We start from the raw sequence: 15,080 nt of genomic DNA on the forward strand, positions 1-15,080 counted from the left end.
TAACTTAAGACATTAACACAGATTGAATAAAGATATTAATAACAGCACCTCCCAGTGTTAACCAGAAGAAAAGGAATAATGCTAATAATAGTGGCTTAACCCCCGCTTGACGGATTGCACTAATATGCGTTGTTAAACCTAAGGCCACCATCGCCATTGCTAATAAAACAGTATCAATGGTTACAATGTAACTAACAATAGACGCTGGAATTAAATTAAAAGAGTTAAAACCAGCCATCAATATAAAAAACACAGCAAACCAAGGAATAGTAATTGGGCTTTTCTCAGTATCTTGTGCGCCATTGTTTGCTTTGCTTTTCTTTTTACTTAAATATGTTGAAAGAATAATTAAGAAAGGCGCTAGCATCATTACACGGATCATCTTACTGATCACCGCTGCATTTTCAGCATCAGGACTAATAGAATGGCCTACGGCAACCACTTGTGCGACTTCGTGAATAGTCGAGCCTGAGAAAATACCAAAGGTTTCTTCCGTAAATGGTAACCAACCTGCAAATGCATTTAAATGATAAAACCAAGGATAAAGGAAAATACCAATAGTCCCGAAAATCACTACAGTAGAAACAGCAACCGCAACTTGGCTTGCTTGTGCTTTAACTACGGGCTCTGTGGCCATCACGGCAGCTGCACCACAAATACTGCTACCCGCCCCAATTAAGATCACCGTTTGTTCATCTAAACCGAAATATTTTCGGCCAACCCACATCGCAATAAGAAAAGTCGATGTTAGCATAATGGCATCTATAATTAAGCCCGTAGCCCCTACATCAGCAATTTGCTGAAACGTCAGTCTAAAGCCATATAGGATAATACCTGTACGTAATAAATAGTGTTTAGCGAATTTAACACCTTCATCACTATAAGGCTTTGCAACAGGGTAAAAGGTATTGCCCACGATAATACCGAATAAAATCGCTAGCGTTAATGCACCTAATCCCATACTCGAAAACCAAGGGATATCACCAATATAAATAGCAAGTGCAGTTAATACACCGGTTAGTAGTAAACCAGGAAGCCAGCGATAGATGGGGGTGAAGCATCTTTTCGCTAATGTAATAGGTTGACTTTGCTCTGACATAGAAAAAACCTGCTTATATGAATTTTGCATAAGCATATAACAAGTAATCTTATTTATTAAATTCATTATTTTTATAATAATAACCACTAAAACTAATATATGTGTATTTTCTTAAATGTGCTTGGTATGTTACTGGTTTGTGGATAGTATGTTATTACAATGACAGTTCAAAGGTGGAATGGATATGCGAATTACGTTGCGGCAACTGGAAGTCTTTACTGAAGTTCTCAAGAGTGGTTCTACAACGCAAGCATCACAACAGCTTGCTTTATCACAATCTGCTGTTAGTGCATCTTTAACTGATCTCGAAAGCCAATTAGGTGTACAGCTTTTCGATAGAGTAGGGAAACGCTTAGTTACTAATGAACATGGGCGGTTACTTTATCCTAAAGCATTATCTTTACTTGAACGCGCCACAGAAATTGAGCAGTTATTCCAAGCCGGAAATGGTGCCTTACGTATTGCTGCAAGTACTACAATAGGAAATTATATTCTTCCGAAAATGCTAGGTAATTTTCACCGTAATTATCCAGATATCCCACTAGAAATGAGCATTGGTAATACTGAAGAAGTAGTAAAGCTAGTCAGTGAGTTTCGTGTCGATTTAGGTTTAATTGAAGGCGCGTGTCAAAGTTCTGAGCTAATTAGTCAAAAATGGCTTTTAGATGAAATGGTTATTTTTTGCTCTCCCGACCACCCATTAGCCAAGGCTTCAAAGGTGACTTTAACCGATTTACAATCAGCGCCTTGGATCTTACGAGAAAATGGATCAGGAACCCGAGATGTCCTTAATCACCTCCTTTTTGCTTCTTTACCCGGCTATCGTATTGAAATGGAGCTAGGTAATTCAGAAGCAATAAAACATGCTGTGATGTATGAAATGGGGATCAGCTGTTTATCTCGCCGAGTTATTGATGAACAGATTAATAATGGTGCATTAAAAGAGATAAAAGTAGAAGGTTTGGCATTACAACGTACCTTATATCTTGTCTATCATCGCCAAAAACACGTCTCTGATGCGCTGAAAAAACTACTGACTTATTGTAATGCCGAGCATTTAATCGGCAATCTTTCATAAATTGCTAATAATTGACGCCCGATTATGAAGGTATCTTATAATCCTTGATCCTTGCTATTCACAAACGACAAATTTGCTACAATCCTTGTCAGGAAAGTGAATATAAAAGTGGAATGTTATGTCAGAACAACAAAAAAGTACTGCGAATTCGGGTGCAGTACAGCCGACTTTGCGCCGAGAATTAAAGGCGCGACATTTAGCGATGATCGCTATTGGTGGTTCAATTGGTACAGGACTTTTTGTCGCATCAGGTGCTACTGTTGCTCAAGCAGGGCCAGGTGGAGCATTACTCTCTTATGCTTTAATTGGGTTGATGGTCTATTTCCTAATGACAAGCCTTGGTGAATTAGCTGCCTTTATGCCTGTATCTGGTTCTTTTTCTACGTATGGTTCTAAATATGTAGAAGAAGGATTTGGTTTCGCATTAGGTTGGAACTATTGGTATAACTGGGCTGTGACTATTGCTGTTGACCTTGTTGCTGCACAATTAGTCATGCTTTATTGGTTCCCTGATATTGACGGTTGGATTTGGAGTGCATTATTCCTAGGTGTTATTTTCTTGCTTAACTATATTTCTGTAAAAGGATTTGGCGAGGCAGAATACTGGTTCTCTTTAATTAAAGTTACTACCGTTATTATCTTCATTATTGTCGGGATTGCGATGATCACTGGCATAATGAGAGGTGCTGAAAACGCAGGTTGGCACAACTGGGAAATTGGTGATGCACCTTTTGCGGGTGGATTTGCTGCTATGATTGGTGTGGCAATGATTGTCGGCTTCTCATTTCAGGGTACTGAACTAATCGGTATTGCGGCGGGTGAATCCAAGGATCCGGCTAAAAATATTCCAAAAGCAGTGCGTAAAGTCTTCTGGCGTATCTTACTGTTCTATATCTTTGCTATTTTAATTATTAGCTTAATTATCCCTTATACCGATCCTAGCTTATTACGTAATGATGTTGGCGATATTAGTGTTAGCCCATTCACGTTAGTCTTTAAGAATGCAGGACTATTATCTGCGGCTGCCATCATGAACGCTGTTATCTTGACTGCAGTACTTTCTGCGGGTAACTCAGGTATGTACGCATCAACACGTATGCTATTTACTTTAGCAAGAGAAGGTAAAGCACCGAAATGCTTTGGTAAATTATCGAAAAACGGTGTACCACGTAATGCACTTTATGCAACAACGGTTGTTGCGGGTCTGTGTTTCTTAAGTTCAATGTACGGTAACCAAACGGTCTATTTGTGGCTATTAAACACATCAGGAATGACCGGTTTTATTGCATGGTTAGGTATTGCGATTAGTCATTATCGTTTTCGTAAAGGTTATGTTGCACAAGGCCGCGATTTAAATGATTTACCTTATCGCTCAGGATTCTTCCCAATTGGCCCAATTTTTGCCTTTATACTGTGTTTAATTATTACATTGGGGCAAAACTACCAAGCATTTTTAGAAGATACAATTGATTGGTATGGCGCAATTGCAACGTACATTGGTATCCCATTATTTTTATTAATCTGGTTTTCTTATAAGATTGTGAAGAAAACCCGCTTTATTCGTTATAACGAAATGGAATTTCCAACGCATATTGAGAATAAAAAATAGCCAATAAAACAAGATAGTAAAATGCCCGTTTTGTGATCTTAATCACTATAAAACGGGCATTTTTTATTTCTATAATCCAAAGATTATAAAAGATATACAAAAATTCCAATTATATTAGCAATCGCATTGATAATTATTATTATTTGCTTTATTGTTAGCGCACAATTTATTTGATGATAAATAAAATGACAGTGCTATTGGTTGTAAATAATATGCTTAATGTAATAAGTCTGATAACAGTTAATCCTTCTGTTGTTCAATACCACAATCAAATAGCTCACCGTCATATAATAATTTACACAGCCAATATAATTCACCGTATAATAATTTGGCAACTCACTTATTTATTAAATAAATTGCTCCAGATTAGTCATTGGATACTTGAATATAAAAAGTACTTGATGAGTTGTACGATATGTTTTTACTTTATTGAACAACGAGTAAAAACAGAACAACGTAAAAAAAAGACTAGGTACAACAATTGATATGAGCATTATGTCGGAACAACTTGCCACAGAAGAGCATGCAAAAAACACATCAGATAATGTTAAAGCACATTATCGTAATATGATGAATAAACGCATGTTATGGCTAGGTGTTATCATTTTTATTATCTGTGGTTCAGTGGTGTTAGATTTCACCATGGGGCCTTCAGGTTTGTCTCTTGATAAATTACTTACAACACTTTTTCAGCCTGAGCTTGTTGATGTAGGTTCTCGGGTGATTGTATGGGATATTCGTTTACCTTACGCCTTAATGGCAGTTGTGGTTGGCATGTCGCTAGGATTAGCGGGTGCAGAAATGCAAACTATTTTAAATAACCCATTAGCAAGTCCATTTACACTAGGTTTATCAAATGCAGCTTCATTTGGTGCGGCATTAGCTATTGTGCTAGGTATTGGTATTCCGGGCATCCCTGATCAATGGTTTATTTCGGCGAACGCATTTCTTTTTGCTTTGCTATCAGCGTTGTTATTAGATGGTATAACCCGTTGGACCCGGGTACCTACATCAGGGGTTGTGCTATTTGGTATTGCGATGGTATTCACCTTTAATGCCTTAGTTTCAATGATGCAATTTATTGCGACAGAAGATACCCTCCAAGGATTGGTTTTCTGGACGATGGGAAGCTTAGCGCGCGCGACATGGGTAAAACTAGGTGTTATGGCTGCTGTCTTTGCTGTGATCATGATAATTTCATGGATGAGTGCATGGAAACTAACCGCATTGCGATTAGGCGAAGATAGAGCAATTAGTTTTGGTATTGATGTAAAAAAATTGAGATTAGGCTCATTAGTGCGCATCAGTATTTTAACGGCACTAGCAGTTGCCTTTGTTGGGCCTATTGCTTTTATTGGTTTAGTGGCACCTCATATTGCCCGCATGATGTTTGGTGAAGATCACCGATTCTATTTACCTGCAAGTGCATTGATTGGCGCATTAGTTTTATCTTTGGCGTCTATTGCCTCTAAAAATTTAATACCTGGTGTCATTATTCCTGTGGGTATTGTGACATCGCTGGTGGGAGTACCGTTTTTCCTCAGTATGATTTTACGTCATAGAGGGAATATATAATGATGGAAGGATTAAAGATCCAAGATTTTAGCACAGGATATGCTAAACACTTGATTATTAAAGCACTTGATGTCGCGCCCTTACCTAAAGGTAAAGTCACCGTATTATTAGGGCCAAATGGCAGTGGGAAATCAACATTATTAAGAGCGTTAGCAGGATTAAATAAATCATCAGGTGTTGTCAGTTTAGATGGGAATAATCTTACATCGATGAATTTTGCACAACGCGCTCAAAATGTGGTTTATTTGCCACAAACATTACCCGCAGGTGTTCATTTACATGTTTTAGAATCCATTATTGTGGCACAGCGTGCTTCTGGTGGATTACATAATGAACATAGCGAAGCTCAGGTAATGCACTTATTACGTCAATTAGGTATTGAGCATTTAGCGTTACGTTATTTAGATGAATTGTCGGGTGGTCAAAAACAATTAGTAGGGCTTGCTCAATCATTAATTAGACAACCCTCTTTATTATTATTGGACGAGCCATTAAGTGCGTTGGATCTTAATTACCAATATCATGTAATGGATTTAGTCGCTAAAGAAACACACCGTAGAAATATTATTACTGTTGTGGTGGTTCACGATATTAATATCGCCTTACGACATGGCGAACATGTATTAATGTTGAAGCAAGGACAATTAATTGCACAGGGCGCGCCAGATAAGGTTATCACGGCACAAAGCCTTGCTGATGTTTACGGTGTTCAAGGTAGATTGGAATATTGTTCACAAGGAATACCTCAAATTATTATTGATGGTTTAGTGGATAAAATAGAGAAGTAAAAAAGAAAGATAAAAAGAAGTTAATATAGGAATGAAGTAAATAAGGATATAAAAATAATATTAAAATAACTAAGGGTAATTAAATTTATTTATTACCCTAATTTCTGAGCAATTGTCGATATATCCATCTATATAAAACATAAAGAATATATATTCTTGGAGATTCGGGAATGGTAGTGTTAAATAAAAATAAAATCGCACTTGGCGTTGTTGCAGCAATTGCATCAAGTTTTATTATGACTGCATCAGCAGAAAATGTTGAAAAACTGCTTGTAACAACCGCTTCAGGGTTTAAACAAACCATTGAAGATGCGCCTGCGTCAGTTTCTGTTGTTACGCGTGAACAACTAGAAACTAAATCTTATCGTGACGTGACTGATGCGCTAAAAGATGTACCTGGCGTATTAGTAACTGGCGGTGGGAGTAGTTCTGATATCAGTATTCGTGGTATGGATCCAAAATATACCATGATCTTGGTTGATGGTAAGCGTGTTGCATCGCGTGAGACGCGTCCTAATAGTGATAACTCGGGTATTGAACAAGGTTGGTTACCGCCTTTACCTGCCATTGAACGTATTGAAGTTGTACGTGGTCCTATGTCTTCTCTATATGGATCTGATGCAATGGGTGGGGTTATCAATATTATTACTCGTAAAGCACAAAAAGAGTGGAATGTAAGTTTGCGTGCTGATAGCACGCTGACAGAACGTCAAAACTCAGGAAATACTGAACAAGGTAGTTTTTATGCAGCAGGTCCATTAATTGATAACCTTCTAGGATTAAAAGTCCAAGGTCAATATTCACATCGTAGTGAAGATAAATTTATGAATGGCTATAATCGTCAAATTACCGCAAGCGGTGGTGGGACATTAAGCTGGACACCAGATGACAAAAACACGGTTGAATTTGAATTTAAAAAGGACAGCCAACATCGAGATGCACGTTGGGAATATTCAGCATCTGAGCGTTCTCGTAAATCTAAAAATAGTGACTTCAGTAAATATGAGTTAACGCAATATGCACTGACTCATGACGGTGTTTATGATTTTGGTACGATGAATACATATATTCAACGTGACGAGAATAATAATCCAAGTCGTAAAATGGAATACAATGATACGACTATACGTAATCAAACGGTATTTATGTTAGATGCACATACATTAAGTGTCGGTGCTCAATATCGCTTTGAAGAGTTAAAAGATAGCAACAATCATTTAGATAAAGGCAGCAAACTCGATCGTTATAGTTGGGCACTGTTTGCTGAAGACGAATGGGCGCTTACAAATGATTTCGCTTTAACCGGCGGTTTACGTATGGATAAAGACGAAAACTACGGTACGCATTGGACACCTCGTGTTTACGGTGTTTGGCATATGGCTGATGAATGGACGTTAAAAGGGGGCGTTTCTACTGGCTATCGTTCACCAGATCTACGCCAAGCAACCAAAACTTGGGGACAAGCAACGGGTGGCTCTGGTGGTAATGCTGTGATTTACGGTAATCCAGATCTGAAACCTGAAAAATCAGTAACTGAAGAAATTGGTATTATTTGGGACAACCGTGACAACTTAACGGCAAGTGTTACTATTTATAATACTGACTTTAAAGATAAAATTACTGAACGTCGCATTTGTGATGATAAAGGCGTGTTACCGACATGTACCAAAGAGCAAGGATATGGTCACCAATATGACTTTATCAGTACGCGCGAAAATGTAGATAAAGCCAATATGCGCGGTATCGAGGTTACAGGTAACTGGACAATTTCACCAGAGTGGAATTTAGCCGCTAACTATACCTTTACGGATTCAGAGCAGAAGAGTGGTGCATTTAGTGGTAAGCCACTGAATAAACAGCCTCGTCATATGGCTAATGCGACCTTAAACTGGGAAACAACGCCAGAAATGGAAACGTGGGCGCGTATTAACTTCCGTGGCAAAACATCGGATTATTTATCGCGTACCAGCATGGCAACAGGAACACCTTCTTATGCGTTTGTTGATATTGGGACCAGCTACAGCTTAACCAAACAGCTTAATGTGATTGGTGGCGTCTATAATGTGTTTGATCGTCGTATTAATTATGAAAACTTTAATACTACATTAGAAGGTCGTCGTTATAACCTTGGTTTGAACTACAACTTCTAATTTATTCCCCCTCAGTTTGTGTCATTAAGACTCCATTTGTGGAGTCTTTTTTTATCACTCATTTCGTTTTATTTGTTCAAAATTAATACTGGAAAATTTAAATATTGAGGTTTATATTTAGCTCAATAAATCATCTTATCAATCACTTTATTCTGACTATTAAATTGTTATTTCTACGTGTTATTTATCGTTTTTTCCTTAATTTATTTACTAACATTTTTATTGTGCGAAATAGACCTATAAAAAATAGGTGTTTTTTATTAAAAAATGTTTTTTTGAAAAATGGAAATGGATTTTAACAAAACCATAGCATTAATCTTATTAATGCATTTCAAATGCTTTATTTTGATGCTTTGGTATTGAAAATAAATTTAATTTAGCTCTTAGTCTTTATTTATTAATTGGTTACGTGTGTGTGTTTTTAATTAAAATTCTATTTTTCTAAATGTTTACATCTTAGTGTTTGTAATAAAAGCACAATAGTTGTTAATTAAATGTGGCATTATATATTGACTTAGTTTGCGATTTAAAAAGATCGTAAAAAAAGAGGTTTTTTTGATGAAAATGTATTGCTATTTAAGTCTGAGACGTGCAAAATGCGCCCACTAAAAATATGACTGATGCGTTTAATGTGCATCGGTTTTTTTTTGCATTTTTACTTATTACTACACCAAGAGGTCAGATTCGTTTGAATCTGAATAGATAATATAATTTGATTAGCAGCCAGCCCCTTAGAGAAAGGGTTGTCATGATAGAGGAATGCTAATATGGTACAATTATTCTCTTTCGCAGTTGGGCCGAACGGCACCTGCGGTAATGATGACTACGGAGCACGGCGTCTCCTAAATACATACACATCCCTAAAAACTTCATTCTATTCTGTTTATAGGCAGATGCGAAGTCTTCCCAGTAACTGTCGGTTGAGTTTATTGAATACTCAAACCGAAGTTATGGGAGGATTCGCGAATGTCAGATAACGTCATTTCCTCTATCGGCACCAACCAAACCGGTGCTAACAATCGAGTTCAACTCCGTAAAACATTGACCCTAATGCAGGTAGTCATGATGGGGCTCGCTTTTTTACAGCCTATGACTATTTTCGATACCTTTGGTATCGTTTCTGGCATTACCGATGGGCATGTTGCGACATCTTATGCAATTGCACTCATTGCTATTTTATTTACAGCAATCAGCTACGGGAAACTAGTTAAACGTTTTCCATCGGCCGGTTCTGCCTATACTTATGCTCAAAAATCCATGAGTCCCTATGTTGGCTTTATGGTGGGTTGGTCTTCATTATTAGATTATTTATTTATGCCAATGATTAATATATTGCTGGCAAAAATCTATTTAGAAGCCATATTCCCAAGTGTTGATCCGTGGATCTTTGTATTTTCTTTAGTAGCAATAATGACATTTTTTAACTTACGTGGCATTAATGTTGTTGCTAACTTAAATACAATTATTGTTATTGTTCAAGTTGCCGTGATGATTGTCTTTGTCGGGCTACTTATCCACGGTGTATATAATGGAGAAGGTGCAGGGGAGTTATGGACAATTCGTCCGTTCGCATCAGTTGATGCTGAATTAATACCGATGATAACGGGAGCAACCATTCTTTGTTTCTCATTCTTAGGTTTTGATGGTATCAGCACATTATCTGAAGAAACGCCAAATGCGGGTAAAGTTATTCCGAAAGCGATTTTCTTAACGGCGCTGATCGGTGGACTAATCTTTATTATTGTATCTTACTTTTTACAGTTATATTTCCCTGATATTTCACGCTTTGAAAAACCAGATGAATCACAACCAGAAATTATGCTGTATGTTGCTGGTGCCCTTTTTCAGTCAATTATTTTAGTATTCTCTTGTGTGACTGTTTTAGCATCGGGTATGGCTGCCCATGCGGGTGTTTCTCGTCTACTTTATGTTATGGGGCGAGATGGTGTTTTCCCTGAAAAAACGTTTGGTTATGTACATCCAAAATGGCGTACGCCAGCGTTTAACGTCTTGCTTGTCGGTTTCTTAGCGTTAGGTGCAGTGTTCTTTGATTTAGTGACAGCAACAGCATTGATTAATTTTGGTGCATTGGTTGCTTTTACTTTTGTTAACTTATCTGTTATTTCGCAATTTTATATTCGTGAGCGTCGTAATAAAGGGTTAATGGATAATATTAACTATTTAATACTGCCCATTATAGGGGCGGCAACGATAGGTGTTTTATGGATAAATCTTGAACCAGGTTCAATGAAATTAGGCTTGGTTTGGGGGGCAATTGGTCTACTTTATATGGTGTGGCTCACACGCCGGTTCCGTCGACCAATGCCACAAATGCCAGAAAAATGATATTATAAAAATTGTAATAATAAACATAAAATGGCCTCATTATTGAGGCCATTTTTTTGTATTGAAAAAAGAATAGAGAGTGATAAATAATAAATTGGCTGGTTTGTGTACAATGAAATTAAATATATCTACTTATTGAATAAAAAATTAAAAATAATTTTATATTGAATCTAAGTATTTTCCTAGGTAATGATAATTAGGTAAAATAACGTATTTCATGTGCGATAAAATATTTTTCTAGATTTGTTTAAATGTGAATATACATATGAAAAATAAAGAATATATATTTAAAATAAAATTTTAAGTATTATATTGATACTCAATTAAAGATTAGTCAAATATCCTAAAAATAAAGAAAATACTTTATAAATAAAGTTTTTTAAATAATTATCCTTATGCGATTTAAACTTACTCTATGAGTAAACTTTGATTGTTGTGCTATTCTTTGAAGGAGTTAGTAAATATATTTCCTTGAAATTTATCTGATAAGATAATTAAGGGAATATAACTAATTTCAATAGGCGATTTATTTAAAAACGAAAGGTAACAATATGTCTTTAATTAAGAAAGTTGCTCCGTTTATTGTGTTGTCTGGATTTATGGTTGCAGGTAATGCTTTTGCTGCAACACAGGGTACAACTGTGTCATTCGAAGCATTAATTCGTGCCGCAAGTTGTGATGTTTCTTCAACAACAGAAGGTTCTAGAATTGATTGGGGAACTTTCACAAGTGATGAAGTTACTGGCAAAAACGTCGGTGATCAATTAGGAGATAACAAGACGTTTAATTTAGAGCTTTCTAATTGTACAGCAGCATTAGCAGCTGATGGAACAATCAATCTTTATGCTCGTGGTAATAAATCAAACTTTGATTCTGAAATGTTTGCTAATGCAACAGCAGCTTCTTTAGCGGTAAAATTGTTAGCAACAGCAAGTAATACTTTAGTTAAACCAAATGTTGAAACAGGTCTGACATTAGGACAAGAGATCATTAAAGACGGCACTGGTCGTATTCCGATGACTGCTGGTCTGTATTTAACAAACGGTGCAGTAACAAGTGATGAATTAAAAGTACCAGTTACTTTTACTGTTGCTTATAACTAATATTACTTAATTTTTAGAGGCTCTATCTAATAGAGCCTCTCATTAAAGAAGAAATATAATGATTAAAATTACAAATAGAATAAAAAAATTTTTTGTTATTTTACTAATGATTATATCTCCACTTGCTTATTCCAAAGGTGTGGGTTTAAACGCTACACGTATTATTTATCCTGAAGGTGAGAATAGTGTAGGGGTCATCGTTCGTAATGAAGAACCAAAAATAAATTATTTGGTACAAGCCTATATTTCCTCTGATGAAAACCCAATTGTATTTCAAGTCACTCCACCTCTTTTTAGAATTAATAGTTTATCAAGGCATGAAGTAAAAATTTATGCCATGAGTAATTCTTTACCGAAAGATAGAGAAAGTATTTTTTATTTTCATGCAAAGATGATCCCTGGACAAAACAACAATACTGACACAGCGGGTCTAAGTGTGGGATTTGATAATGTCATAAAACTTTTCTACCGACCTAAAAATTTGCCGATGACATCAGAGGACGCGCAAAAGAAATTAGGATTTAGTGTGGAAGGAAAACAGTTAAAGGTAGTCAATAATTCTCCTTATTACGTCAATTTTGCTGGTTTTTTTGTCAACAATATAAAGCTAGATGTTAGTTTGGCCAATAATAATGCCATGATCGCGCCTTATAGTTCGATAAAATATGCCTTACCTACAGGTGTAACTAAAGGAAGTGTTCAATGGCGTACAATAGATGATTTAGGTGGATTTAATGAACATAAAGCCACATTTTAAACCAATTGTATTGGGCGCATTATTAACTTGTATCTCTTTTTATGGATATAGCGCTATTGATGATTCTGCGGTTGTTATCGTAAAAGGCTCAGTAACAAAAGGAACGTGCGCTTTTACTTTATCCGATCAAACGGTGAAGTTTTCTCAATCAACATTAATGCAAAATATTGATGAAATAGGTGTAAAAAAGGAAAATAAAATACCTTTTTCAGTTAATTATCTTTGCCAAGATTATGTTGATGAAACACCTGATATGGAAGTTGTTATAAAAGCGGGATCAGGAACACAAATTGTAAATAACAAAATATCACCGGTGAATAATCTAACTAATGCGAGTTTTGCTCTATACGATTGTAAAGATGATCATTGTTCTTTAGTTAATTTTAATGCTGGAACAAGTTCTGTTTATATTACAACAGGAAATGGTAATAAAAATAAAGATTTTGAAGTCGAGCTCGTTAAGAAAGACAGTTCTGCGGTTAACCCCGGTACGCTAAAAGCAATATTAGCATTAACGCTTGTACAACCTTGAGAAAGTAAATATGAATATATTTCTATTGAAAAGGAGTTTGTTAAGTTTATTTATTACACTAGCACTATTTATTAGTTTTAGTGCTCAAAGTATTGAATTTGACTTTAAAGTGACCATTGATAAACAGACCTGCAAGCTCTCAGTATTAGGAACAAGTAACAATGAAGTTGATTTTGGCAGTATTCAGTCGAATAAAATTAAAAATAATCTTATAGAACCTATTCCGATAAAGGTATTACTGAGTGACTGTAAAACGAATGACTTTTTTGATACTTATGTGACGATGAAGGCAAAAAGCACTTTAAATACGATTACTTTTAATGATGATCTCAATAAAAGTTTTGGTATCAGAGTATCAAGTAAAAATAACGTTGCTCAATCTAATACTAATGCAGACTTTTTTAAATCTGAAGATACGGTTTGGAATAACATAAGTAAAGATAAATTAGAAAAAACACTTTATACCTATGTTAAATGCAAAGATCCCACAGTTTGTGATCCCGAATCTGGAGAGTTTTCGGCAACGTTAACTTTTTCGTATATCGTTGATTAAGATATTATATGAATAATTTTATTATAAAAATTTCCGTTATTTTAATATTAGCTTTTAGTTATTTTAATGCTAACGCTCAAGGAGTTAGTTTAGGCAAAACACGCGTTATTTTTTCGGAAGGTAGTTCAAGTGAAAGTGTAACTATTTCTAATGATGATAATCAACCTTATTTAATACAAGCTGGCGTTACTGAAAGAATTGATGGAAATTTGTCATCTAATTTTATTGTTACTCCTCCTGTGTTTCGTTTAGAAAACAAGAGTGTATCATCTTTACGTATTTTATTAAAAGATACTCAAGATTTACCCAATGACAAAGAGTCACTCTTTTATTTGAATACAAAAATTATACCCTCTACTAAACGACCTGATGAAAGTGAATCACAGGAATCAAAATTAGTATTAATAACTAATTTTGTGATTAAAGTCATTTATCGATCTGAAAATATAGCAAGGCCTTCAGAAAAAGATTACAAAAAAATCTTTATTAAAGAACAGGAAGGAAAGTGGTTTTTAGATAATCCAACTCCATATTATATGACATTGACATCAATTAAAGTTAATAATGAAAAATATAATAAAACTTTCTTATTAGCACCTTATAGCAAAACTGAATTGGTAGAAATATCAATAAAAGAAGCTAGTTGGCATATCATTAACGACTATGGTGAATTATCAAAAGAATTCAAATATAAGGACTAATGAAATGAAGGTTTTAAATAGTCGTGTTTTTTCTATTACTACTTTGATATTGGTTTTTTTTTATTGCCAATTAGTATGGTCTGCTAATAATGCATTTGAATTTTCATTACAAAGAATGACATATAATGAAAGTAGTAAAAGCATTTCTATTGGCTTAAGAAATAATGAAAAAAAAGCGTATCTCGTTCAAGCGAGTATGAGATGGTTAGATGAATCTACGGGGTTACAATTAATTGATAAAAAAGAGAGTCCTCCTTTTATTTTAACTCCGCTATTACAAAAAATAGAACCTGAAGAATACTATGAGTGGGTAATTAAGTTTACTGGCTCAGAAAGTGCATTACTAACAGATAGAGAGAGTGTTTATATTTCTCAATTTCGATTAATACCATCCACATCTGAAGAAACTTCAAATGTGCAGATGAACTTTATTAGGGCATTAAATTTTAAAATATATTATCGGCCAAAATCTCTTGAAGGTATAAAAATAAAAGATGCAGAAAAAAAATTATCATTTTTAATTGATGGTAATAAAATAATTGCTAAAAATAATTCACCTATTTATCTAGCTTTTAACACGATAAAGATAAATGGAAAAGAGATCGAGTTGCAAGAGTTATCGAAAAATGTACCTCCATTTGGTACGCAAGAATACTTATTTTTGAATAAAGAAAATATTACATCTATTCATTGGCAGGTATTAGATGAGTTTATGTTCCCATTAGATGAAAAAATGAAAACAGTAAATTAAAAAATTTATAAAAATATCTATTTTTATAAAGATAAATA

The 15,080-nt window shown here is 35.1% G+C and carries 14 protein-coding genes; 13 read left to right on the forward strand and 1 reads right to left on the reverse strand.

Annotation, left to right across the window (positions count from 1 at the left end):
- Nucleotides 1–4 precede the first annotated feature (4 nt).
- The gene (locus tag INT04_RS01120; RefSeq protein ID WP_193014324.1) at nucleotides 5–1,099 is read right to left on the reverse strand and encodes a YeiH family protein; all 1,095 of its coding nucleotides are present in this window, start codon (nucleotides 1,097–1,099) and stop codon (nucleotides 5–7) included.
- A 184-nt stretch (nucleotides 1,100–1,283) separates the two neighbouring features.
- On the opposite strand from INT04_RS01120, the gene yieE reads away from it, so the two are divergent.
- The 13 genes from yieE (at nucleotide 1,284) to INT04_RS01180 (ending at nucleotide 15,042) form a co-directional block, all read left to right on the forward strand.
- Complete coding sequence (gene yieE / locus INT04_RS01125) at nucleotides 1,284–2,177, forward strand: DNA-binding transcriptional regulator YeiE (protein ID WP_193014325.1); 894 nt, start codon at nucleotides 1,284–1,286, stop codon at nucleotides 2,175–2,177.
- A gap of 118 nt (nucleotides 2,178–2,295) precedes the next feature.
- Nucleotides 2,296–3,786: an amino acid permease gene (locus INT04_RS01130; protein ID WP_193014326.1), complete on the forward strand. Its 1,491-nt coding sequence runs from the start codon at nucleotides 2,296–2,298 to the stop codon at nucleotides 3,784–3,786.
- A gap of 582 nt (nucleotides 3,787–4,368) precedes the next feature.
- On the forward strand, nucleotides 4,369–5,361 hold the full coding sequence (locus INT04_RS01135) for a FecCD family ABC transporter permease (protein ID WP_413465691.1): 993 nt from the start codon (nucleotides 4,369–4,371) through the stop codon (nucleotides 5,359–5,361).
- Nucleotides 5,361–6,149: an ABC transporter ATP-binding protein gene (locus INT04_RS01140; protein WP_193014328.1), complete on the forward strand. Its 789-nt coding sequence runs from the start codon at nucleotides 5,361–5,363 to the stop codon at nucleotides 6,147–6,149. The genes INT04_RS01135 and INT04_RS01140 overlap by 1 nt, the downstream gene beginning before the upstream one ends.
- Nucleotides 6,150–6,319: 170 nt before the next feature.
- The gene (locus tag INT04_RS01145) at nucleotides 6,320–8,299 is read left to right on the forward strand and encodes a ligand-gated channel protein (protein WP_193014329.1); all 1,980 of its coding nucleotides are present in this window, start codon (nucleotides 6,320–6,322) and stop codon (nucleotides 8,297–8,299) included.
- A gap of 767 nt (nucleotides 8,300–9,066) precedes the next feature.
- Complete coding sequence (locus INT04_RS19525; protein WP_071788546.1) at nucleotides 9,067–9,276, forward strand: hypothetical protein; 210 nt, start codon at nucleotides 9,067–9,069, stop codon at nucleotides 9,274–9,276.
- Nucleotides 9,266–10,645, forward strand: coding sequence for an APC family permease (locus INT04_RS01150; protein WP_193014330.1), 1,380 nt, complete (start codon nucleotides 9,266–9,268; stop codon nucleotides 10,643–10,645). The genes INT04_RS19525 and INT04_RS01150 overlap by 11 nt, the downstream gene beginning before the upstream one ends.
- Before the next feature lie 551 nt (nucleotides 10,646–11,196).
- The gene (locus INT04_RS01155) at nucleotides 11,197–11,748 is read left to right on the forward strand and encodes a fimbrial protein (protein WP_075674306.1); all 552 of its coding nucleotides are present in this window, start codon (nucleotides 11,197–11,199) and stop codon (nucleotides 11,746–11,748) included.
- Between the two features lie 58 nt (nucleotides 11,749–11,806).
- Nucleotides 11,807–12,505 carry a molecular chaperone gene (locus INT04_RS01160; RefSeq protein WP_193014331.1) on the forward strand — a complete coding sequence of 233 codons (699 nt, stop codon included), beginning with the start codon at nucleotides 11,807–11,809 and terminating at the stop codon, nucleotides 12,503–12,505.
- Nucleotides 12,483–13,037 (forward strand): fimbrial protein, encoded by a 555-nt coding sequence (locus tag INT04_RS01165; RefSeq protein WP_193014332.1) that lies wholly within the window; start codon nucleotides 12,483–12,485, stop codon nucleotides 13,035–13,037. Before INT04_RS01160 ends, INT04_RS01165 begins: the two co-directional genes overlap by 23 nt.
- A gap of 10 nt (nucleotides 13,038–13,047) precedes the next feature.
- Nucleotides 13,048–13,590, forward strand: coding sequence for a fimbrial protein (locus INT04_RS01170; protein ID WP_193014333.1), 543 nt, complete (start codon nucleotides 13,048–13,050; stop codon nucleotides 13,588–13,590).
- Between the two features lie 8 nt (nucleotides 13,591–13,598).
- Nucleotides 13,599–14,291 carry a molecular chaperone gene (locus tag INT04_RS01175; protein WP_193014334.1) on the forward strand — a complete coding sequence of 231 codons (693 nt, stop codon included), beginning with the start codon at nucleotides 13,599–13,601 and terminating at the stop codon, nucleotides 14,289–14,291.
- A gap of 4 nt (nucleotides 14,292–14,295) precedes the next feature.
- Entirely contained in the window at nucleotides 14,296–15,042 is a 747-nt protein-coding gene (locus INT04_RS01180; protein ID WP_193014335.1) for a molecular chaperone, read from the forward strand.
- Nucleotides 15,043–15,080 lie beyond the last annotated feature (38 nt).

The sequence above is a fragment of the Proteus sp. FME41 genome (assembly GCF_014897315.1).
Classification (GTDB): domain Bacteria; phylum Pseudomonadota; class Gammaproteobacteria; order Enterobacterales; family Enterobacteriaceae; genus Proteus.